The sequence below is a fragment of the Micromonospora sp. NPDC049102 genome (assembly GCF_043197485.1).
GTDB lineage: Bacteria > Actinomycetota > Actinomycetes > Mycobacteriales > Micromonosporaceae > Micromonospora.
In genome coordinates, this window is record NZ_JBICTE010000010.1 from 154,333 (window position 1) to 174,930 (window position 20,598).

General features: G+C 69.3%; 18 protein-coding genes and 1 pseudogene. 7 read left to right on the forward strand and 12 right to left on the reverse strand.

What is annotated here, in order from left to right; genetic code table 11:
• Positions 1–145: 145 nt before the first annotated feature.
• On the reverse strand, positions 146–5,614 hold the full coding sequence (locus ACGFH9_RS13525) for a hypothetical protein (protein ID WP_393218286.1): 5,469 nt from the start codon (positions 5,612–5,614) through the stop codon (positions 146–148).
• A 135-nt stretch (positions 5,615–5,749) separates the two neighbouring features.
• Between ACGFH9_RS13525 and ACGFH9_RS13530 the strand changes: the two are divergent.
• Positions 5,750–5,942, forward strand: a pseudogene (locus ACGFH9_RS13530) (kinase); the annotation flags it as partial.
• 105 nt (positions 5,943–6,047) lie between these two features.
• On the opposite strand, the gene ACGFH9_RS13535 reads toward ACGFH9_RS13530, so the two are convergent.
• Positions 6,048–6,863 carry a DUF72 domain-containing protein gene (locus tag ACGFH9_RS13535; RefSeq protein WP_393218347.1) on the reverse strand — a complete coding sequence of 272 codons (816 nt, stop codon included), beginning with the start codon at positions 6,861–6,863 and terminating at the stop codon, positions 6,048–6,050.
• A gap of 133 nt (positions 6,864–6,996) precedes the next feature.
• Here ACGFH9_RS13535 and ACGFH9_RS13540 point away from each other — a divergent pair, with 133 nt between their 5' ends.
• A complete protein-coding gene (locus ACGFH9_RS13540) occupies positions 6,997–7,749 on the forward strand; it encodes a Clp protease N-terminal domain-containing protein (RefSeq protein ID WP_393218289.1) in 753 nt (250 codons plus the stop codon).
• Positions 7,750–8,176: 427 nt separating this feature from the next.
• Here the strand turns inward: ACGFH9_RS13540 and ACGFH9_RS13545 are convergent, their stop codons facing one another.
• Complete coding sequence (locus tag ACGFH9_RS13545; RefSeq protein WP_355232896.1) at positions 8,177–8,695, reverse strand: hypothetical protein; 519 nt, start codon at positions 8,693–8,695, stop codon at positions 8,177–8,179.
• A 121-nt stretch (positions 8,696–8,816) separates the two neighbouring features.
• Complete coding sequence (locus ACGFH9_RS13550; protein ID WP_355232897.1) at positions 8,817–9,005, reverse strand: DNA repair protein; 189 nt, start codon at positions 9,003–9,005, stop codon at positions 8,817–8,819.
• 174 nt (positions 9,006–9,179) lie between these two features.
• Here ACGFH9_RS13550 and ACGFH9_RS13555 point away from each other — a divergent pair, with 174 nt between their 5' ends.
• Positions 9,180–9,842 (forward strand): GNAT family N-acetyltransferase, encoded by a 663-nt coding sequence (locus ACGFH9_RS13555; RefSeq protein ID WP_393218293.1) that lies wholly within the window; start codon positions 9,180–9,182, stop codon positions 9,840–9,842.
• Positions 9,843–10,076: 234 nt separating this feature from the next.
• Here the strand turns inward: ACGFH9_RS13555 and ACGFH9_RS13560 are convergent, their stop codons facing one another.
• From ACGFH9_RS13560 to ACGFH9_RS13575, 4 genes are all read right to left on the reverse strand, one after another.
• Entirely contained in the window at positions 10,077–10,775 is a 699-nt protein-coding gene (locus ACGFH9_RS13560) for a TetR/AcrR family transcriptional regulator (RefSeq protein ID WP_393218296.1), read from the reverse strand.
• Positions 10,738–11,232 carry a thiol-disulfide oxidoreductase DCC family protein gene (locus ACGFH9_RS13565; protein WP_393218299.1) on the reverse strand — a complete coding sequence of 165 codons (495 nt, stop codon included), beginning with the start codon at positions 11,230–11,232 and terminating at the stop codon, positions 10,738–10,740. Before ACGFH9_RS13565 ends, ACGFH9_RS13560 begins: the two co-directional genes overlap by 38 nt.
• Positions 11,229–11,783, reverse strand: a complete 555-nt coding sequence (locus ACGFH9_RS13570; RefSeq protein WP_393218349.1) for a hypothetical protein — start codon at positions 11,781–11,783, stop codon at positions 11,229–11,231. Before ACGFH9_RS13570 ends, ACGFH9_RS13565 begins: the two co-directional genes overlap by 4 nt.
• A 109-nt stretch (positions 11,784–11,892) precedes the next feature.
• Positions 11,893–13,347: a glycoside hydrolase family 3 protein gene (locus ACGFH9_RS13575; protein ID WP_393218302.1), complete on the reverse strand. Its 1,455-nt coding sequence runs from the start codon at positions 13,345–13,347 to the stop codon at positions 11,893–11,895.
• Between the two features lie 165 nt (positions 13,348–13,512).
• On the opposite strand from ACGFH9_RS13575, the gene ACGFH9_RS13580 reads away from it, so the two are divergent.
• Complete coding sequence (locus ACGFH9_RS13580) at positions 13,513–14,688, forward strand: ROK family protein (protein WP_393218305.1); 1,176 nt, start codon at positions 13,513–13,515, stop codon at positions 14,686–14,688.
• A gap of 114 nt (positions 14,689–14,802) precedes the next feature.
• On the opposite strand, the gene ACGFH9_RS13585 is transcribed toward ACGFH9_RS13580, so the two are convergent.
• Complete coding sequence (locus tag ACGFH9_RS13585) at positions 14,803–15,816, reverse strand: ABC transporter permease subunit (protein ID WP_393218307.1); 1,014 nt, start codon at positions 15,814–15,816, stop codon at positions 14,803–14,805.
• A complete protein-coding gene (locus ACGFH9_RS13590) occupies positions 15,813–16,823 on the reverse strand; it encodes an ABC transporter ATP-binding protein (RefSeq protein WP_393218310.1) in 1,011 nt (336 codons plus the stop codon). The genes ACGFH9_RS13585 and ACGFH9_RS13590 overlap by 4 nt, the downstream gene beginning before the upstream one ends.
• A 131-nt stretch (positions 16,824–16,954) precedes the next feature.
• Here ACGFH9_RS13590 and ACGFH9_RS13595 point away from each other — a divergent pair, with 131 nt between their 5' ends.
• The 3 genes from ACGFH9_RS13595 to ACGFH9_RS13605 all read left to right on the forward strand — a co-directional run bounded on the left by ACGFH9_RS13595 (position 16,955) and on the right by ACGFH9_RS13605 (position 19,187).
• On the forward strand, positions 16,955–17,797 hold the full coding sequence (locus tag ACGFH9_RS13595) for an ABC transporter ATP-binding protein (protein WP_393218312.1): 843 nt from the start codon (positions 16,955–16,957) through the stop codon (positions 17,795–17,797).
• A gap of 10 nt (positions 17,798–17,807) precedes the next feature.
• Positions 17,808–18,704 carry a ribokinase gene (locus ACGFH9_RS13600; RefSeq protein WP_393218352.1) on the forward strand — a complete coding sequence of 299 codons (897 nt, stop codon included), beginning with the start codon at positions 17,808–17,810 and terminating at the stop codon, positions 18,702–18,704.
• A gap of 93 nt (positions 18,705–18,797) precedes the next feature.
• On the forward strand, positions 18,798–19,187 hold the full coding sequence (locus ACGFH9_RS13605) for a JmjC domain-containing protein (RefSeq protein ID WP_393218314.1): 390 nt from the start codon (positions 18,798–18,800) through the stop codon (positions 19,185–19,187).
• 182 nt (positions 19,188–19,369) lie between these two features.
• Here ACGFH9_RS13605 and ACGFH9_RS13610 read toward each other — a convergent pair whose 3' ends face one another.
• Both ACGFH9_RS13610 and ACGFH9_RS13615 read right to left on the reverse strand, forming a co-directional pair.
• A complete protein-coding gene (locus tag ACGFH9_RS13610) occupies positions 19,370–19,987 on the reverse strand; it encodes a hypothetical protein (RefSeq protein WP_393218317.1) in 618 nt (205 codons plus the stop codon).
• Positions 19,988–20,041: 54 nt separating this feature from the next.
• Positions 20,042–20,287 (reverse strand): DUF397 domain-containing protein, encoded by a 246-nt coding sequence (locus ACGFH9_RS13615; protein ID WP_393218319.1) that lies wholly within the window; start codon positions 20,285–20,287, stop codon positions 20,042–20,044.
• Positions 20,288–20,598: the final 311 nt, after the last annotated feature.

Sequence of the window (20,598 nt, forward strand, 5' to 3'; positions counted from 1 at the left end):
AATGGCTCAGTGCTTCTTGACACCTCATGACCTTGTCGGTGCTCTGGGGTCGGCCCGATGTCGCCGCATAGCGGGCCACTCCTGGCCCCATTCCCAATTGGAGGTGCGACAAAGCTACCTCTGTTCCGAGGTGCGCGGGGTTGGGTTAGCAGTTCAGGACGCCTTGGGCCAGGATTCGAAGTTGAGCGTCCTTGTTGGTCATGGTCTGGCGCAGGTCGGCGATCGCGTCCACCCATTGTTGTTTCTGGGTGACGGTGAGCTTGCCGCGGTTGGCTTCGATGAAGGCGTTGGCGTCCTCGAAGTTGCCGGCCTTGACCTCGCCGATGACGGTGAGTACCGGGGCCGAGATGTCGGTGACACCGACCTTGGTGACCATGTCCGCCAGTTGGCCGGTGGTGAGGCCGCCGTCGACGTCGACTGGCGTGTTGAGCTGTCCGGCGGTGTCCAGTCGGCCCACCGAGTCGAGGAGGACCTTGGGTCGTTGGGTCTCGTCGGCGGTCGCGTAGTCGAAGACGACATCTTCGTGGCCGACCGCGCCCAACTTCAGGACCGGCGCGAAGACACTCAACTCCGGCTGGTTGGGCACCCGGTCGATCATCTGCTCGACCTCGGTCAGGTTCGCCTTCATCTGCTCGGCCGACCAGCGCGCCCGTAGCCGTTGGAAGACGTCCTTGCTCGTCTTGAGGTCCTTCGCCCAGATCAACTCGGCGAGGGCGCCGTCGACAGGCGCTACGGGATTGTTCTTCTGTGCCTTCTTCGCCTCCCTGCGCAGCACGTCGGGCGTGATCACATCGATGATTTCGGTGGGCGTGGTGGACTGTCCGTTCTCGCCGGCGAGCGCGGTGTGCAGGGTGCCGTCCAGCGTGGTGGGATCCGTACGATGGGGGGTGACCCTCCATCGGTGACTCGTATCGAGGGTCAGGCGGGAGGTGTCGGACTTCTTCGTGGTCGGGTGCAGGATCGCCACACCGTACGTGTCTGTCACGGTGAGCAGGTCCAGGCTGACCCCACCGCGAGTGACCACGACGGGTAGGTTGCGACGTTGAGCGAACTGTTCGAGCAGATAGTTCAGCGTCGCGATGTCGGCGGACTGCGGGGCGGTGCCGACGCCCGGAGTGTCCAGCAGGATTACCGGGTGTTCGGCGTCAGCCATCGGGACCAACTCAGCGATCATGCGGTGCGCTGTGTTCTCCTCGTTCGAGGAGATGACGTAGACGTCGCCATGCGCCGTGACACGCCAGTGGCGGGGAGACGATCCTGCTGCCAGCGGCCCACCTGTCAACCGCAGCGGCCAACTCGGCGCTGTCACCGTCTTGACGTCGAGGTCGGACGCGCTCTGGTCAGCGACGGCAGAGTCCGCCTCGACATCTGCCTGCGGTAGATCCGCCTGGGAGGGGGTCAGCGGAGGAGCCAGACTTCCAATTTCACCGTTGCTGTTGACAATTCCGTTGTCCTTGGCCACAACCGAAGGGTCGGCGTGTAGAGCGGACAGGGCGGCGCGTATTTGCTCGCCGTATCGTGCGCCGCCACGTAGGCGAAACGGACGGTGCACGTCAAGAAAATACCCGACGATTGCTGAGATGTGATCGGTTTCGTTCGTGTGGCGAAGCGTTTTGGCTACCTCAAGAATCACCGCCGGGGTCTGCGGAATTCCGTGAGCCAACAACTTGTTGTTGATCGCGGTCACCATGTCCTGATCAGCACGACCGAGAGGCACGAGCGGCTGCAGGCGCGTGCGGATCAGCACCGTGTCTCTGGGGAGAGTGTCAGGTGGCCCGAGCTCCGCGACCGTCACGGCGCTCGCGTCCTTGTGATCGGGAAGGCGAAGGCTCACCTCCGGCATCAGCTGCTTAAGCACGGCCCGTACCTGTACGCGAGTCGTGCCAGCTACTTGCAGTTCCAACGCGCCGTCGGCCGAACTCTCCACGACGGCGGATGCCAGGGTGCGCAGAGTCGAAATTGTCGACGCCGGGAGGGAACCATCGGGGCCGACCGTCAACTCTACCGGATCGATGCGTGGTGGCAACCGGCGCGACCACCATACGGCGACCCGACGTCGGCTCTCATCCGAAGCGCCGACGACCCCTGGACCGGCCGACTGCTCGGGCCCCCGGGAGAAGGGGGGGTGAAGAATCACTTGGTCCGTCACCTCACGGAAGGAGCCTTCCAGGAGGCTGTGCACCGCCGTCGCGCGAGCCTTTCCAGTGTCCTGCGACCCACGGCCCAGGCCGAAAACGCTGCCGTTCCCGCCGCCCTCCACGAAGACATCGACCTGGAATCCGTGACGCAGGTTGGCAGCAACTGAATTGACCATCTCCGCAAGTTCGCTAGGGATGCCGTCCAGGTCGGTTCGCTTCTTGCTGAACTCGATCGTCAGCTGCCAGGGCTGGTAGCGCGCCTTGACCGGGACCTGGAACGCGCCTCGGGACATGCGGGTGCCGCGAGCTTCGCGGGGCTGCTCCGGGATGCCGAGGGCCTCCCTCACCGACCGCGGAAGTTCAATGGTGTGGAGATTGATGATGGCGAGTTCACCATTCCCCATGTTCAGGTTGACGAAGTGAGAGTAGGTGGCCGTCCGGATAGGGCCAGAAATGTCGGGTGACGCGAGAAGGAATCCAACGACCGCCTCCCAAGCAGCGGCCGGATCTGGAAGATCCGTGATCAAGGGCTCGACAGCCAGGAGGTGGAGGTCACCCTTCCGGTTTCTCAGCTCCCGAATGAGGTAGGTGACGGCCCGCTGCAGAGCCGGCAGCACAGGCTCCTGCACCGCCCGCGTGTCTACGTCACCCGAAGCTTGCGATCTTGGGTGTAGCTCAGGAATCCAGGTGTGCGCAAATCCGGTACTGATTTGCTTCTGGGTGATCGCTGGTAGGCTGGAGCCGTCGTGTCCAATTGCCCGCGCGAGCCGCTCGATATTCGGCGGTCCGCTGCGTTCTGTGATGGACCGGGCCAGGTGTCTGGATCGCTTCTTGACGTAATATTCGATTTGCGCGTTTTCGTCGTCAGCGATGCGGTGTGAGCCAGGATTCATCTCGTCCAGGCGCCGGGTGTAGTTCTCTTGTAGGAGGCCGCTCAGTATCTTGGCCACTGGATGCTTGCGCGCGAGCATCATCGACGAGTTGTTAAGAAATCCCCAGCGGCGAACCGTGCCGGCCTGGAGTGGCTGCGTACTTTTGCGAAAGCGCTCGAGGGCGAACCCGTGCTCTTTGAACAGTCGGATCAATGCGGACGTCTCGCGTAGAACGTTGTCACCGTCGATGCCAATGCCACCGAAGCGATAGAGGATTTCCGGGAGCGAAATGTCTTTGGCCTCGGCGTACCCTCCAGGTGTTCCCTTTGATAGTGCGAGCTGGAACTCGGACATCAATTGCATCGGCGTGGAAGAATTGAAGATCTCATGCACATTGATCAACAGAATACTGTTAAGCTGCGCCCACCTGCGCATTCTGCCAACTGAGGAATCGGGGGAGCGGAACTGCTCGCGGGTCACCGTCGTCCACAGCACCGTGGCGAATCCTAGAGAGTCGGCATTTTTTGCCGACTCCGCGATGGTCCTCTGAAAGGCTAAGGTCGTTTCACTCAAGCCGTCCAGCGGGCTCCCGTACCAGAACGTGTGCACGATCATGGGCATCTCCGCGACGGGCATAGCGGTGCGATCCCGTTCGGTGGCCTCGGCCAGCGGGCCCATCCACTTCACCGTCGGAGACTGCCACACCGTCTGTTCCCGCGACGTGATTGAATTAATCTTGACGGGCCGGTGTGCCACGGTGAGATCGAGCCGGGAAAACAGTTCGACCAACACGTCCGTGCGGAAGACGTCGAAGTTGCGGAAGGGCGGCGGCATGAAGTCCGGCTTAGGTGGTATGTCCCGCAGCCCAAACGGATCAGGACCCCACAACGGGAGCTGCTCCGGCGGCTGGCCTTGCCAACCTGGACGCCGTTGCCGCTGCCGCTGGTCCCGCCGTAGCTGGTCCAACAACTCCAGCCCGCGCCCTGACAACTGGCTGCTGACCACAGAGGGCCCGCCGCCGGCCATGCTGCCGACTGGCGCGGCCGACGGGTGCGACACGAGAGCGCTACCGACGGTACCGCGAACCCAATCGTTAAACGAGGTGCCGCCCCGTAAGCGTTGCGTGCCGTACTCATTACGGAAGTTTTCGGCCAGGACACCGGCCACCCGGTCGGGTCGATGCCGCATGCGCAGCCTGTCGGCCGCTTCGATAATGGCCGCCGGCGTCTGGGGAATGTGATCATTCAACAGGATATTGTTGACGGCGGTGACGATCTTAAGGTCCGAAGGTGTGAACGCTGCGAGTCGCTGTAGGCGCGCGTGAATGAGCACTGTGTCGTCGGTCAGGGAGAGGGCTGGCGCGCCTTTCGATACGGTTACGGCGCCGGGTGGTCGCCCCTGTTCGCGGAGACTGTTCATCACCTGCGGCATCAAATTCGCGAGTACAGCATTGATTCGGTAATGATTGGCGCCCGTCACCACCAGCTCCAGGCTGCCGTCGAGCGAACTTTCCACGACGCTCCGCGCCAAGCCACTCAAAGCCGAGAGCATCGGGCCGGAGAGGGAGCCAGAGTGGTTGAAACTCATCGTTATCGGCTCGATGGTGGGGGGCAACCGGCGATGCCACCACACAAGAGCCTGACGCTGGTTCTGCTGCGAAATGACACCTTTGGGGCCGACCGACTCACCCGCTCCACGGGAGATGGGAGGGTGAAGAACAAGATTCTCCGACCCGCCCGCAAGAAGGCTTCGAAGCAGGGTATGGACCGTGATCGCACGAGCCGCACCGGAATCATTGGCACCCACCGCCATCCCGAACAGTCCGCCGCTGCCGCTGCCTCCACCTTCTACGAAAACGTCGATTCGGAGGCCGCGACTGGCCTCGCTCGCGATCCAGGTCGCCGCCTCCGCTAGTTGGTGCGGGACCCCGCTCAGGTGAGTCTTCTTCTTGTCGAAGTCGATCGTCACCCAGGGTCTGGGCACCGCCGTCGTCTGTACAGCAGGGCCCGAGGTCGGCACCGGGGCCGAGGCGTCATGGGCATGCGGGACGATCTCCGCTGGAACGGGCGGGCCGGGAAAACTGGTCGCGGCAGCTACGACGTCCCTGTCCTCGCCGGCGAGGACAGCAGGTAGGTCGAGGTCGGCGCCTGTGCCGGCGATGGAAGGATGTTTGGCGAACAGATGAACGGCCGGTAGAACCAGTACGTACTCGGCGGTGTCCGGCGTGGCGGGACGCCCGTGGATGTCGATCGGCAGGACCCGATCACTGCCTGCGCCGGCCAGGGCGTTGCCGGTGACAAGGACGGGTAAGCCAAGCGTGCCGGTGCGGGCGATCGCCCCGTCCAGGGTGAGGGCGGCGGCGACTGACGCCGGCGGAGCGTCCACCATCCGGGCGACGACGCTCAGCGGCTGCGTCAACAACGTCTGCACCACTACCGCAAGCCCGTCCAGGGCCGGAGCGGTGTGGATCAGATGCAGGCCCGGCACGGGCGTGGCGTCGTGCACCTCTGACGGCACCGACCCTGGCTCCTGGCTCACGAAAGAGCCAGAGTCCACCCACGTGGTGAGGAACTCGCGACAATCCGCACGCGCGGTCATCACCATTCGCTCCTGCTTTCCTGTGGCAGCACCTGAGCATGGCACCCGGGCGGCCGAGAGCGAAGCCGAGGCTTTGTGACATTACCCGCAGCGGCGGCGGGAGTCTTGTGGATCGGCGCATTGCCGGGTGAGACGGGTGCTGACCACCTGCGCCGCGTCCTGCTGCGCGAGCGGCACAAGATCGGCGGGGCAGCGCCGGCGTTCATCGGGCAGACCGTTCGGTTCGCGCTGGACCACGGCTACCACTTGGTCATGGAAGGCATCACGCACACGAGCCGCTACCGGGGCATGCTGACCGCGCTGGGACGGCCACCGCGGTCGGTCGCTGTTCTGCTAGCCTGCACGGTTGCCGGTGGCTGACGACAGCCCTGAAGGACGACGAGCCGCACGGCCCACCACCTCAACGCGCTCCTGGACCGCGAGCCGTGATGGCCGACGATCAGAAGAGGGTCAGGGGTTCGACAGGTGTCGGGTCGGGCAGCGCGGCGAGGCCTGGCACTCGGGCGCGTACCTCTTCGTGGAAGCGGCGGGCGAGCCGCGGGGCGTCGGCGTTGTCCGGCGTGTGGACGAACATGGTGGGGGAGCGGCCCTCGCGCAACCAGCCGGCGGCGACCTCGACCCAGCGCTGCCAGCCCTCGACGGTGCGGGTGTTGTCGTCGCGACCCAGGTAACGCACGATCGGACGGTCGGTCAGCGCGACGGCCCGCAGCGGCACCCGGGGCTTCTTGGTCCAGGCGTCGCGCTCGGCGTCACTTGTCGGCGGGCTGCTGAAGAACGCGGTGGTGTCGAAGGGAATCCATTCGGCCGACGCCGCGGTGAGGATCTCCTCGAGCAGCCGGATCGCGCGTGGCTCGGTGAAGAACGCGGGATGGCGGACCTCCACGGCGTACCGGTGGGAAGCCGGGAGCTGCGCGAGGAACCGACCGAGCGTGGGTACGTCGGCGGGCGCGAACGACCCCGGCAGCTGGACCCAGAGGGCGTGCACGCGCGGGCCGAGGGGCTCGATCGCGTCCAGGAAGGCGCGCAGCGGCTCGCCGCTGTCGGTGAGCCGGCGTTCGTGCGTGATCACCTTGGGCAGCTTGAGGACGAACCGGAAGTCGGCGTCCGTCTGCGCCGCCCAGGACGCCACGGTGTCCCGGGCCGGGGTCGCGTAGAACGTGGTGTTGCCCTCGACGGCATCGCACCACCTGGCGTAGTCCCGTAGGCGCTCTCCGGAGGGCAGCGAGTGGCCCGGCCACGACCGGTGACTCCACATCGCGCACCCCACGTGCAGACGCATCGCGGCCCTCCTCCGGTGTGCGGCCGCGCCCACCATAACCGGCACCCGTTCGACCGAATCCGTCAACCATGGGTTGACGAGATGCGTGCGTCAACCTAAGGTTGACGGCATGACCGAACCATTCCAGATGAGCAACTCCGTCAAGCTCGACGACCTCATCCAGGCCATCAAGAAGGCCCACACCGACGCGCTCGACCAGCTCACCGACGCGGTGATCGCCGCCGACCACCTCGGTGAGGTCGCCGACCACCTGATCGGTCACTTCGTCGACCAGGCCCGGCGCTCGGGCGCCTCCTGGACCGACATCGGTCGCAGCATGGGGGTCAGCAAGCAGGCCGCCCAGAAGCGCTTCGTGGCGAAGGGCTCCACCGATGCGGCGGCGCTCGACCCGAACGCCGGCTTCGGGCGGTTCACCCCGCGCGCCCGCAACGTGGTGATGGCCTCGCAGGAGGAGGCCCGGGCCGCCGGAAACCCCGAGATCGGACCCGCGCACCTGGTGCTGGGCCTGCTCGCCGAGCCCGACGGGCTGGCCGCAAGGGTGTTGACCGGTCGGGGCGCCACCCCCGAGGCCGTGCGCGAGGCCGTCGGGGCCGCCCTCCTGCCGACGTCTGCCGACGTCCCCGACCTAATCCCCTACAACGCCGCCGGCAAGAAGGCGTTGGAGCTGACCTTCCGGGAGGCGCTGCGCCTCGGGCACAACTACATCGGCACCGAGCACATCCTGCTCGCCCTGCTGGAGCAGGAGGACGGGACCGGCGTGCTCACCGATCTGGGCCTGACCAAGGAAGCCGTCGAAGGCGACCTGTCCGCCGCCCTCGCGGCCGCCGTCAAGGCGTCCGCGACCGACGACGAGGCCCGGTAGGGGCCGCACGTCGCCGCCCCCTCGCCTAGCCTCGGGTTGCCGAACGGCGACATGCCGGTGCATCGATGTCGGCGGGACGGGGGGCAGTGCAATGCGACGTGCCGACGAACGGATGTCCGCCGGGGCGCTGGCAATCGGGGGGTGGTGGGCATCCTCGTGATGGTCGCCGCCCTGGCCGGGATGTCGGCCTGTAGCCCCGCGGACAAGCCGGTGCTGGCGGTCCGGGCCGTCAACGGTCGGCCGGTGCTGCTGTTCGCCGCTGCCTACGGCACGCGGCGCGACGCCATCCCCGTCCACTTCACGCTGGACGAGCTGACCGCGCTCGGGGCCCGGAGACGTCCTGGTCCCAGAGGCGGCCGGCAAGCGGAAGGCGGTCACCGAGACCGCCTTCCGCAAGCGGGCGAAGAAGACCTGTTGACGTGCTCGTTCAGGAGACGTCGGGGAAGCCGTAGCGCAGGGCGTGCTCCGGATCGGCCGGGTCGATCTGGCGTACGCCCGCGTCGGCGAGCCGCTTGTTGACCTCGTCGAGCTGCTCGCGGACCAGTCGGGCCTCCTCCTCGGTGACCCGGCCCCGGTGCGGCTTGCCGGCGTGCTCCAGCGTTCCGTAGTCGATCTTTTCGACGCTCTTACGGGCCTTGGGCGGGCGGACCCGCTCGGCCGTCTTCAGCAACTGGGCCATCGGGACGTCGGTGGCCATCGCGTCGAACTCGCTCGCGGTGAGGACCACCCGTCGTGGCTCGCCACCACCGTGCCGGTCGTGGATCTCGACCACCGCCACGTCGAGCGCGGCGTCGTCGATGTTCTCCACCTCGCCCGGGGTGGCGTCGAGCTGCACGGGCCCGGCGACCAGGTCCGGGTGCTCCAGGACGACGACACGAACCACCTCGCCGTCCTGCTGCAGAACGGTTCCGGTGAAGTCGGAGACGTGGATCGTCTTCTTGCCCATGCGCGGAGCTTCTCCTGTCGTAGGCCGGGGTGCCGGACCTGGAAGAAATTACCCGACAGGTGTGCGAATACCGTCGCTGGTCCTCCTGCGGTGTGTCGTCCCCGACCACCGGACGGAAGGCTCAGCGCGTGTTGAGACCGTGCCGGCTGAAGCTGCCGACCGGCAGCTCGTTCAATGCCGCCCAGGACAATCCACCCGCCGTGCGGATCATCCGATACCGCGCCTGGGCCGGGACGTCCGCGGCGGCCTCCGCCGCCCGCCAGAGGCGCGTCGGGTGCTGGTGGAGGCGGTCGTTCGGCTGAATCGGCATGCCCATACCGTCGCAGACAAAGGTGTCCAGGTATGAAAATACCTATGACGGTCGATGTGACGAGCCGATTCCCAGATGCCGGGCGGCGTTCCGCCCTGACGCGATGGCCCGCCCGGTCGGGCGTCCAGGCGTACGGTGATCACGACGTCCGGGGGTGGTGACGGGGAGGTGAGCATGCTCGATCGCCGGTTGCAGCTGCACCTCGCCTCCTGGCTCGGCCAGTGGCCGGCCGGGCCCGGGCTGCACGTGGTCGCCTCGCATCGGCGGGCCGTGCCGGCCTGGGACGGCCGACTGCGTCCGGCCCTCGCCGTGGACACCGGTCAGAGCGCGGTGCTCTCCGTCGCGCCGGACCGCGTCGCCGCGATCCGGGCGTTGGTCGAGCGCGCGCCGCAGCGGATGCTCGCGGCACTGCCGGAGACCGTCGGACACCCCGCCTTCTGCCTGCACGACGGCCCGTTCCGCTGGACTCTCTCCCCCGCGCCGCTGCCCGACGTGGGGGAGTGGACCCCGTCGACCGCATCCGGTCTACCGCCCTGGCTGCGGCTGTTCGACAGGCCGGTGCTCGTGGTCCGCGACGCCGACGGCGCCTACCTGGCCGGCGCCGCGATCAAACGTCACGACGCGTACGGACACGAGTTGGCAGTGGGTACCGTGCCCGCGGTCCGGGGCCGGGGCCTCGCGCGTCGGCTGGTGGCGCAGGCGGCACGGCGGGTCCTGGACGAGGGCGCGGTGCCGACGTACCTGCACGAGAGGGACAACCACGCCTCGGCCCGGCTGGCGGACGCGGCGGGCTTCCCGGACCGGGGTTGGCGGGCGTACGGGGTGTATCCGCGCTGAACGGCCCCACGGCTGGGTTCAGTGCGCGGACCGTGGATCCCGGGCCGGATCCACGGTCCGCAACCTGCCCCCAGGCCCCGGCTCTCTCCGAGATCGGCAGCGCCACCGACGCGCCGACTCGATATCGATCACGCTACGTATCGAAACTGCAAGCTGCAAGATGCGAGCTGTCGAGTCGGAGTGTCGAATAGTGGACTTGACCTGCTACGACGCCGGGTGACGCGGATGATCCGGTCAGTGACGCAGAGTGTGGATGAGGTCGACGACCTGTCGCGTCACCGGGCGGAGCACCCGCAGTCGCGACAGCGCCACGAGCCGGTCGATCAACGGCACCACGCCGTCGATCAGCTGCCGGGTCTTCATCTGACCGGGCGAGCGGTCGTGCACCCAGTAGAGGATGACCCCCATGTACCCCAGCCAGAGCAGTTCGGGCAGCTGAGTACGCAACTCCGCGTCGACCTTGGCGGTCGAGCCGGTCAGCACCTCGGCGAACAGGTCGATCGCCGCCAGCCGTGGACCGGACGACTCCGCGGAGAACGGACTGAGCGGTGAGGTCGGTTCCGCCGCCGTCTTGAAGAAGGTCGCCGCGAACTCGTGCGACGGGGCGAGCACGTCGACGGCGGCGTGCAGCACCCCCGCCAGCCGGGCGGCGAACGCCTCCTCCCGGTCGAGCACCGGTTGGGCTCTGGCCCGGAGCTCGGCCTGGGACTGTGCGTAGAACTCCTGGATCAGGTGGTCCTTTGAACCGAAGTAGTAGTACGCGTTGCCCACCGCCACGCCGGCTTCCTGCGCGATCGCCCGCATCGTGGTCTGGGCGTAGCCACGCTCGCGGAACAACCGCATCGCGGTGTCCCGGATGAGCTGCCGGGTCTGCTCGCCCCGGGCGGTCGCAGGCTCACCCGCAGTGGTCGTCGGCGCAGGTTGCTCGGTCATCGAGGTCACGGTATCCCGCCAGCTCGTCGATCGGCTCGGCCCACGGATCGCGAACCCGCTCCCGGATCGCCGAGGCGGCCGCCACCACCTGCCGGGCCAGCGGCAACAGGTGTGGCTGGGACAGCCGCTCGGCCGCCGACCGGTGGTCGGCCAGCGCCCAGAGGCAGGCGAGCCACGCGCCGTCGCCCGCGTACACCTCGCCGGTGTCGGCCACGACGGTCAGGTCACGCAGCGTCGCGTCGTGATCCAGGCCGGGGAAGCGCCGCCGGGCCTCGGTCGAGCCGGCTGGCACGAACTCCAGGGGTACGAGTTGGGCGCGGGACGCGAGCCACCGGCGCGCGGCGCGGCAGAGCGGGCAGTTCGCGTCGAAGAGGACGGTGAAGGCCCGGATCCCACCACCCCCGAACGCGGTGGGATCCGGAGTCTGGGGAGACCCGCCGACAGACGAGGCGGTCATCGGGCCGGAGACCCGGTGCCCGGCCCGTCGGCACCGGGCTGTGCGGTGCCGTGTGGTGCGGTGCTGGCCTGTGCGGTGCCGTGTGGTGCGGTGCCGCGCTGCGGTCCGACCGGGTAGGGGACGGTCGGGTAGGGGCCGGCCGGGTGGGCGCCGTACGGCCCGGGTGGCACGGGGAGTCGACCGATCGGCGCGATGGGCGGGTGCGTGGCGAGCTGACGGAGCCGGTTGCGGCGGTAGCGGCCCAGCGCGAAGACGTTGAAGAAGTGCAGCGCGCCGAGGACCAGCAACACCAGGCCGATCTTGAGCGACAGCTCCTCCATCGCCTGGCTCGTCGACGAGACCGAGTCGCGGTGCTTCATGGCGACCGTCACGTAGCCGAGGTTGAGCAGGTAGAAACCGACCACGAGCAGGCTGTTGACCGCTGCGGCCAGTCGTTCGTCGGCGAAGACCTCTTCGAGGAAGACCAGCCCGTTGCGGGACAGCGCCCGCGCCACCCAGATCGTCAGGCCGATGCTGACCGCGAGGTAGACCAGGTACATCCAGACCTTCATGTCCACGTGGAATCCTCCTTTGAACATGTTCAACCGCTGGCGGCATCAGCGTAGATGAGTAATTGAACGCGTTCAAGAGGGGGTCACCCTCGACTGTGGTCGCTCCGACTCAGCCCGCCAGGCCGAGCGCCTCCGCAGCCGCCCGACCGTTGGCGTGGCTCGCGCCGAACGTGGTGATGAACGCGCGTACGCCGGAGGGCCGCCACGCCGCCGGCCAGCCCATCTCCACGACGGTCACCGGGTGCACGGCGGCCAGGGCGTCGATCAGCTCCGGGCCGCCGGGCAGTCGGTGCAGATGGCGACCGACCAGCACGATCGGCCGATCCTCGGCCAGTTCGCGTACGGCCGCCTGATCGGTCTCGCTGGCGACCACGCGGATCTCGCGTGCGCCGTCGAGGTGTGGGCCGAGTCCCCACGGCACCCGCCCCTCGGCCATCGTGGACTCGGTGTGCACCTGCACCACCAGCGGCTGTTCCAGGCCGGTGAGCAGCCCCTCCACGCGTACCGCCCGGCGTGCCACCGCGTACCCCAGATCGGGCTCGGGGTCTGCCGGCGACCCGCCGGCGGCCCGGGTCCAGGCGGCGAGTGCGGCGGCGCGCCCGGCCGCCTCCTCGACCCTGGCGATCGGCAGTCGGCCGTCGCTGGTCGCCTCGGCGATCTCGGCGGCCACGCGTTCGACCAGCGCGGCGTCCACCTGGGCGCCGATGCAGAGTAGGTCGGCACCGGCCGACAGTGCCCGGACGGCAGCCGGCCCGACGCCTCCGGCGGCCACCGCCGCGCCCTTCATCTCCAGGGCGTCGGTGATCACCGTGCCGGTGAAGCCGTACTCGTCGCGCAGCAGGTCGACCAGGACGGCCCGGCTGAAGGTGGCCGGACCGTCACCGGTCAGCGCCGGCACCCGGATGTGCGCTGTCATCACGGCTTGGGCGCCGGCGTCGACGACCGCGGCGAACGGCGGCAGGTCGCGTTGGCGGAGCAGCTCCAGCGGAACGTCCACCGTGGGCAGCTCGTGGTGGGAGTCGGTGACTGTCGCGCCGTGGCCGGGGAAGTGCTTGGCGCAGGCGGCGACACCGGCGGCCTGGAGGCCGCTGACGGCGGCGGCCGAGTGCGCGGCCACCAGGAGCGGATCGGCGCCGAACGAGCGGGTGCCGATCACCGGGTTGTCGTCGGCGGTGTTCACGTCGACGGTGGGGGCCAGGTTGACGGTGATGCCGAGCGCGGCCAGTTCCGCTCCGATCGACCGGTAGACCCGGCGGGTGAGCGCCACGTCGCCGACCGCGCCGAGAGCGGCGTTGCCGGGGTACGGGCTGCCGGTGGCGTGGGCCAGCCGGGTCACGTCGCCACCCTCCTCGTCGATGGCGAGCAGCACGTCCGACCGGCCGGCGCGCAGGGCCGCGGTGCTCGACGCCACCTGTGCGGGGTCGTGCACGTTCGTGCCGAACAGGGTGTGCCCGGCCAGCCCGTCGGCCACCAGGTCGACCGCCCACTCCGGCGGGACCGCTCCCGGGTACGCGGCGAGCAACGTGCCCAGCGCGAGCCGGCGCAGTCCTGGATCGAGCCCCACGAGATCTCCCCCTTCGCTCCCCGTGGATACGAACGTGTACCCGCGGTGGTCGTCACCCTGCCGGGTCGGTCGAGCGCTGTGCCTCCGGGTGACCGTTACGCTACGGCTACCCGTTCGCAGGTCGGTTTACAGTTAGCAAAGTTTACTAAAACTAGAGGACGTGGCATGAGTGCGACCAGGCTGCCCGGCACACCCCGCCTGTTGCGGGCGCTCAACGATCGTGCGGCGCTGGAACTGCTCCTCGAGCGTGGGCCACTCACCCGGGCGCGTCTCGGCGAACTGACCGGCCTGTCCAAGGTCACCGCCTCGCAGCTCGTCGAGCGTCTCGAGGAGCGCGGCCTGGTCAGTCGGGTCGGCGAGCAGGCCGGCGGTCGGGGGCCGAACGCCCAGCTCTACGCCGTGCGCCCGAGCAGCGCCCACGTCGTCGGGGTGGACGTCGGGCCGGACCGGGTGGTGGCCGCCTGCGCCGACATCACCGGCGACGTCATCGGCCGGGTGGAGCAGTCGACGCGCGACACCGATGATCCCGTGGGCGTGGTGCACAACGCCGTGGTGCAGGCCGCCAGCAGCGCGCAGGCGCAGCTCAGCAGCGTCCGACGAATCGTGCTCGGTACGCCGGGCCTGGTCGACCCGCAGACCGGCGACATCACCTTCGCCTTCAACCTGCCGCGCTGGCACAGCGGTCTGCTCGCCGCGTTGCGGGACGACCTGCACACGCCGGTGGTCTTCGAGAACGACGTCAACCTGGCGGCGGTGGCCGAGGCGCAGTCCGGCGCCGCACAGGGCGTTGCGGACTTCGTCCTGGTCTGGGTGGGCGCCGGCGTCGGCCTGGCGATCATGCTGGGTGGGCGACTGCACCACGGCAGTAGTGGCGCGGCCGGAGAGATCGGCTACCTGCCGGTGCCCGGCGCGCCCATCCCGCGCGACGTCTCGCGGCGCGCCAAGCCCGCCTTCCAGCAGGTCATCGGCGGCGACTCGGTACGCGCGGTCGCCCGCGAACACGGCTTCTCCGCACCGGACGCCGCCGGAGCGGTACGTGCGGCGGTCGCTGCCGGCGCGGACGGTGGCCCGATGCTCGACGAGTTGGCCCGCCGGCTCGCGCTCGGTGTGGCCAGCACCTGCGTGGTGCTCGACCCACCGCTGGTCGTGCTGGCCGGCGAGGTCGGCCAGGCCGGCGGCGCGGCGCTCGCCGACCGGGTGCAGCGCGAGGTCGCGGCGATCACCCTGGTCCGGCCCCGGGTGTTGCCCACCGGCCTCACCGAGGAGCCGATCCTGCGCGGCGCGCTGCGGACGGCGCTGAACGCCGTCCGCGACGAGGTGTTCGGCTCCACCGTCGGCTGAGCCCGCTGGGGCGGTCATGTGAAGGAATATTTCACCGCCATCCGCCCGGCTGCAAGCTCTTGCCGCCGGGCGGTCGGGTCGGTGTGGGCGACGCGAGGTGGGCTGCCGGCCCCCTCAGTTCAGGTCGCGACGGCGGAAGGCGGCGAAGGCCAGCACGGTCAACCCACCGGCGATCACGAGCAGCACCGCCAGCGACGGTCTCCAGGTCAGGGTGTAGAAACCGTCGCAGGACGCCCCACTGAAGTCGCGCCGGCAGAGCTGGGCATCCCAGACCCGCACCTCGCCGTTGAGCCACGCCCCGACGTACGTCGAGAGCATCAGCTGTTCCGGCCGAGGGGCGTCGACGATCGCCAGCACCAGGCGGGCGCCCAGCTCCCACACCACCGCGTACGCGGCGACCACTCCGAGCGCCGCCGACGTGTGCCGGCCCAGCGTCGCGATGGCGAAGCCCGTCGCGGTGGACAACAGCACCAGCACCAGACCGCGGCCGTGGACGGCGCCCAGCGAGCTCCAGAAGTCGCCGTCGAGCCGACCGGCCAACCCGGCGGTCTGCCCGATCACCCAGAAGGTGGCCAGGTAGAGCACCGAGGCCACCACCGCCAGCGCCAACACGCCGCCCAGCAGGGTGCCCAGCTTCGCGCCCAGCACCGTCAGCCGGCGTGGCCGCCACAGCAGCAGGTTCACCACCCCACCGGAGTTCAGGTCCGCCCCGATGTACGAGGCGCCGACCAGGAACCCGAACAGCACCAGGAACGTGATGAGGAAGAACAGCAGCGGGCGGGCCTGGTCGGCGAAGCTGAACACCCCCGACAGGTAGTCGGACGCGATCGGCAGCCGGTCCTGCTGGGCCGGGTCCATGTCGGAGCAGTCGGCGGGCAGATAGTCCCGGGAGTCGGGCGTGCCGACACCCTCCCGCTGGGCCAGGCACTGCTGGTAGCTGACCTCCATGTTCTGCCGCGCCTCGATGGCCTTCTGCCGAGCCGAGGAGAGCTCGTAGGCGCTCGGCCGGTGCGACCCGGCCAGGGTCGTCGCGGCCGTGACGCCGAACGCCAGCACCAGCAGGACGACCATGAGCTGCACGAAACGGCGCGCGGAGAGCCGCTCCAACTCGGCCCGGACCAGGTTCACGCGTCCACTCCCCGTACGTCGAGATCGATCACCGGGGTGCCGTCGGCACCCGGCACCCACGCCGCCTCGTCGACCTGGCGGGGCACCGAGGGATGTTCGCCGGCCCCGGTCAGCTCCAGGAAGACGCTCTCCAGGTCGGGCCGAAGCGGCGTCAGCTCGGCCACCCACAGACCCTGCTCACCGAGGACGCGGCTGATGGCCGTCGGGTCGGTCGTCCCGCTCACCACCAGCGCCGTACCGTCGGCGACAGCCGTCAGGTCCACCGCGCGCAGCAGGTCGGCCGCCCGCTCCGGCTCGTCCACCCGGACCAGGAACTCGTGCCGGTCGTGACCCGCCAGCACCTCGTCCACCCGGCCGGCCGCCACCCGCCGCCCCCGCGAGATGATCGTGACGTGGTCGCAGATCAGTTGGATCTCGCCCAGGATGTGGCTGGACACCAGCACGGTCACCCCGGCCGCCGAGAGCGACCGCATCAGGTCGCGCATCTCGCGGATGCCCGCCGGATCGAGGCCGTTGGCCGGCTCGTCGAGGATGAGCAGCCGCGGGTCCTTCAGCAGCGCGGACGCCACCGCGAGGCGCTGCTTCATGCCCAGCGAGTAGGTCTTCACCCGATCGTCGCCCCGGTCGCGCAGGCCCACCAGGTCCAACGCCTCGTCCACGCGGGAGATCGACACCCCACCGGCGCGGGCCAGCAGCCGGAGCGTACGACGGCCGGTGAAGTTACCGAAGAACTGCGGACTCTCGACGATGGCGCCGACCTGACCCGCCACCCGGGGCAGCAGCTCCGGCGACGGCTCGCCGAGCACGCTCATCCGCCCGCCGTCGGCACGGACCAGCCCGAGTAGGGCGCGCAGCGTGGTGGTCTTACCGGAGCCGTTGGGCCCCAGGAACCCGTGGATCTGTCCGGCCTCGACCAGCAGGTCGAAGCCGTCGACCGCCACCCTCTTGCCACCGCGCACGCTGCGGAAGGTCTTGCGCAGACCCTCGATCTCGATGACCGCGCTCATCCGCGCGGCTCCCAACCTCGACCGGGCATGGGCCGTCCCTCGGGTGTGGTGATCAACGACACGGTGCCTCACCCTATGGCCAGAGCGCCGCCCATGGGGGGCGCGCCGGCGCTGCGTGGTTGGATGGTCCGGTGACTGGTGACCTGATCCCCGGCGCTGCCGGCGCCGCGCCTGCCGCCGCACCAGTGGACCCGGATCTGGTGGTCAGCCTGGACAGCGTGGGCGTGCGCCGCTCCGACACCCCGCTGTTGCAGGACCTGACCTGGCGCGTCGAACTGGACGAGCGCTGGGTGGTGCTCGGCCCCAACGGCGCGGGCAAGACCACCCTGCTCAACCTGGCGGCCGGCCGGCTGCACCCCACCACCGGCGTCGCGTACGTCCTCGGTGAGCGCATCGGCCGCACCGACGTCAACGAGCTGCGCACCCGCATCGGCCTCGCCACCGCCGCGCTCGCCGCGTCCGTGCCGGCCGACGAGCAGGTCAGCGACGTGGTCGTCACCGCCGCCTGGTCGGTGGTCGGGCGTTGGCGGGAGAGTTACGAGCACGGCGACGTGGCCCGGGCGCGGGCACTGCTCAGCCAGCTCGGTGTCGGCAATCTCGCCGAGCGTCGCTACGGCACCCTCTCCGACGGCGAACGCAAGCGCGTCCAGATCGCGCGGGCACTGATGACCGACCCGGAGCTGCTGCTGCTCGACGAGCCCACCGCCGGGCTCGACCTGGGTGGCCGCGAGGACCTGGTCTCCCGGTTGGCCGAGCTGGCGTACGACCCGGACGCCCCCGCCATGGTGCTCGTCACCCACCACGTGGAGGAGATCCCGCCCGGGTTCACCCACGCGCTGCTGCTGCGCGAGGGCGCGGTCGTCGCCCAGGGCCTGCTCGCCGACACGTTGACCGGCGACAACCTCTCCAAGACCTTCGGTCTGCCGCTGGTGGTCGAGCGCTCCGGCGACCGCTACACCGCGCGCGCCGCCTGAGCGGGTGACCGTGTCGCAGACCCGGGTGGCGGTGGTGGGCAGCGCCAACATGGACCTGGTCGCGATGGCCCCGTCGCTGCCCCGGCCGGGCGAGACCATGCTCGGCACCGACTTCGTGATGGTGCCCGGCGGCAAGGGCGCCAACCAGGCCATCGCCGCCGTCCGGGCCGGGGCCTCGTGCGCGTTCCTCGGCGCGATCGGCTCCGACGCGTTCGGCGTGACGCTCCGCGCCCGCATCACGGCGGCCGGCGTGGACACCGGTCACCTGCGGGTGGTGTACGGCACGTCCGGCGTGGCGCTCGTGCTGGTCAACGCCCAGGGGGAGAACGCCATCGTGGTCACCCCGGGCGCGAACGACGCGCTGGTCGGCCTCACCGACGAGGAGCTGGCCACGGTACGCGGTGCCGACGTCCTGGTCGCCCAGCTGGAGATCCCCGTGCAGACGGTGACCGCCGCCGCGCTGGCCGCCCGCGCCGCCGGCACCCGGGTGGTCCTCAACGCCGCACCCGCCCGGGATCTCCCGCCGGAACTGCTCGATGCGGTGGACCTGCTGGTCGTCAACGAGGGCGAGGCGCACGCGTTCACCGGTCGCGGCCGCGAGGAGCCGAGGGCCCTGCTCGACCTGGTGCCCCGCGCGGTGCTCACCCTCGGTGACGCGGGCGCCTGGTACGTGGACCGGGAGGGCGTCGAGGTGCACGTGCCCGCCGTCCAGGTCGACGTCGTCGACTCCACGGCGGCCGGCGACGCGTTCACGGCCGCGCTGGCGGTCGGCTGGGGCGAGGGGCGGGACGTCGTCGACGCCGTACGCTGGGCGGTGGCGGCCGGCGCGGCCTGCGTACGCAAGCTCGGCGCCTCGGTGGCGCTGCCGCAGCGGAGCGAGATCGACGCGCTGTACGCCCCGGGCTGACCCGCCGTCGAGCGCCAGGGCCGTACGGGGTGTGCAGGCAAGCGGGCCAGCCTCGATCCGGCTGGCCCGCTTCACTTCGGATCACAGCATGGCGTGGCTGGTTTCCTGCTGAGCAGCGCGCCGCAGCGCCCTCGACATCTCCTCCAGGGGACGAAGACCTGGGAGCTGTTCAAGCCCAAGGTCGACGCGCCCTACCGCGACCACTCGATGTCGACGAACTTGTGGCAGGACGGCTGGGTCAAGCATTGGCAGAAGGATGGCCCGTACCAAACGGTCGAGTTGATCCCCGGTGACATCCTCGTGCTGCCGCGAGGTTGGGTGCACAACCCGCACTCACGGAATGCCGTCGAGACCAGCGTGCACCTGACCTTCGTGCTGAAGGCGCGCGTGCCGCTGTGGGTCGCCGAACGGTTGGTTGGCAGTGCACGATCCCGAGGTACTGGTCCCAGTGGTAGTCGAGCCACTGCTTGCTCGGCGGTGTGATGAAGGCCGTGACGTATCCCGGGCAGCCGGTCTCTGCCTGGATGCCGGTACAGACTGCGCTCAGGGGCGGGAACCACCGATTCAACTCGCGGAGCTGGATGGTGCAACCCTGGTCGAGCAGGAGTTGGACGGAGGCTGGGGCAACCCGGTCATCGGCGGTGAAGCGGGCCGGGTGCAGCCCTTCACCCCGATGGAACACGTTGACGTAGCTGCTCGGCGCGCAGCCGGCGTCGAGGAAGCCTCGAATCGTCTGCGCGTTGACTGCCGGTCGGATCGGGCTGCCGCTCGGCAGTTTCAGCGTGTACGGGTGCTCGGGCCACTCGCTGAGAACGGCATTGGCGGCCTCGTGGCCGAGGATCATTTCGAGGGACATGTGCTTCTCCCATGTGGCGGTGCGGGCAGCAGATGACCGCGTACTCGATGGTCTTGTTGCCGCTCAAGCTGAGCGTGTACTGCCAGATGGCATCGGCTCCACCCTCCAGACCTGAATGGGTGTGCTCGATGCGGGCTGCCTTATCCAGGTAGCTGAGCGCCGAGTCGGGTGGCTGCTGGGCGTAAAGTCTGGTCAGCCAGCCCAGCGCTGCCTGCACGTCGGTCCGGGTCCGCTCCTGCGCCGTCTGAACGCGGCGCAGAAGGTAATGGCCGGTCTCCAGCGGTGGCACCGTGGCACGGAGGAATGTCTCGCCCGCCGTGGTGCCGGCGATGCCGGGTCGTCGTTCATGATCGTGCTCCCGGCCGAAGAACTGGTGTGGACCGGTCCACGGTCCGTAACCGTGCCAATGCTGCGTCACCAGCGTCATTGTTCCCCCTGAGTTCGGGCTGGCCGCGTAGCGCACGCGGCCAGCCCTGGTCGATCAGACGATCTCGCCGGCCTGGTACGCGGCGAAGAAGCTGTCCAGCTCGTCGCGGGTGAACCGCAGGGTCGGCGTGTCGGCACCGAGCTTCGAGTCGCCCAGGATGATGGCGTTCTCGCTGCCCGGCAGGATGGCGGCTGCGACGCAGCTCTCCATCGTGTTCGTGATGCCGCCTCCGCAGAGCTTGCGCAGGTTCACGCTGGAGGCGTCGACCTCGTACAGGTCGAGCGGCTGTTCGATCGCCATGAGACGATCTCCTTTCGGTGTACTGCCATGCGGGGATTCGGTCCCCGCGCCGGTTGCGCACCTTCACCCTGCCTGGTCGTCTGCTTTCCACGGAGGCGGCCAGGCCGGGCGTCTCGGGGTAGGTGGAACCTATGCGCCGCTAGCCCCGTTGGGGCGCTCGGCGGTGTCCTCGCGGAACGGCCCCCAGGACACGAAGCGCGCGAACAGCTCGCTCGGGCTAGGCCGTGTGTCAAAGCCCCTGGCCGGCCTGCGGAGGCCGAGAGGACCGGCCGTTTCGGCCGCTGGTGAACCGTCGCTCGCGGGCCCGTGGT

What these genes read in the sequence shown, in the direction of transcription:
- ACGFH9_RS13525 (WP_393218286.1), bottom strand. Translation starts at nt 5,614, where the DNA reads ATGGTGATGACCGCGCGTGCGGATTGTCGCGAGTTCCTCACCACGTGG.
- ACGFH9_RS13560 (WP_393218296.1), bottom strand. Translation starts at nt 10,775, where the DNA reads ATGACCGAGCAACCTGCGCCGACGACCACTGCGGGTGAGCCTGCGACC.
- ACGFH9_RS13535 (WP_393218347.1), bottom strand. Translation starts at nt 6,863, where the DNA reads ATGTGGAGTCACCGGTCGTGGCCGGGCCACTCGCTGCCCTCCGGAGAG.
- ACGFH9_RS13610 (WP_393218317.1), bottom strand. Translation starts at nt 19,987, where the DNA reads ATGACGCTGGTGACGCAGCATTGGCACGGTTACGGACCGTGGACCGGT.
- ACGFH9_RS13565 (WP_393218299.1), bottom strand. Translation starts at nt 11,232, where the DNA reads ATGACCGCCTCGTCTGTCGGCGGGTCTCCCCAGACTCCGGATCCCACC.
- ACGFH9_RS13570 (WP_393218349.1), bottom strand. Translation starts at nt 11,783, where the DNA reads ATGAAGGTCTGGATGTACCTGGTCTACCTCGCGGTCAGCATCGGCCTG.
- ACGFH9_RS13590 (WP_393218310.1), bottom strand. Translation starts at nt 16,823, where the DNA reads ATGAGCGCGGTCATCGAGATCGAGGGTCTGCGCAAGACCTTCCGCAGC.
- ACGFH9_RS13615 (WP_393218319.1), bottom strand. Translation starts at nt 20,287, where the DNA reads ATGGCGATCGAACAGCCGCTCGACCTGTACGAGGTCGACGCCTCCAGC.
- ACGFH9_RS13540 (WP_393218289.1), top strand. Translation starts at nt 6,997, where the DNA reads ATGACCGAACCATTCCAGATGAGCAACTCCGTCAAGCTCGACGACCTC.
- ACGFH9_RS13580 (WP_393218305.1), top strand. Translation starts at nt 13,513, where the DNA reads ATGAGTGCGACCAGGCTGCCCGGCACACCCCGCCTGTTGCGGGCGCTC.
- ACGFH9_RS13550 (WP_355232897.1), bottom strand. Translation starts at nt 9,005, where the DNA reads ATGCCGATTCAGCCGAACGACCGCCTCCACCAGCACCCGACGCGCCTC.
- ACGFH9_RS13545 (WP_355232896.1), bottom strand. Translation starts at nt 8,695, where the DNA reads ATGGGCAAGAAGACGATCCACGTCTCCGACTTCACCGGAACCGTTCTG.
- ACGFH9_RS13555 (WP_393218293.1), top strand. Translation starts at nt 9,180, where the DNA reads ATGCTCGATCGCCGGTTGCAGCTGCACCTCGCCTCCTGGCTCGGCCAG.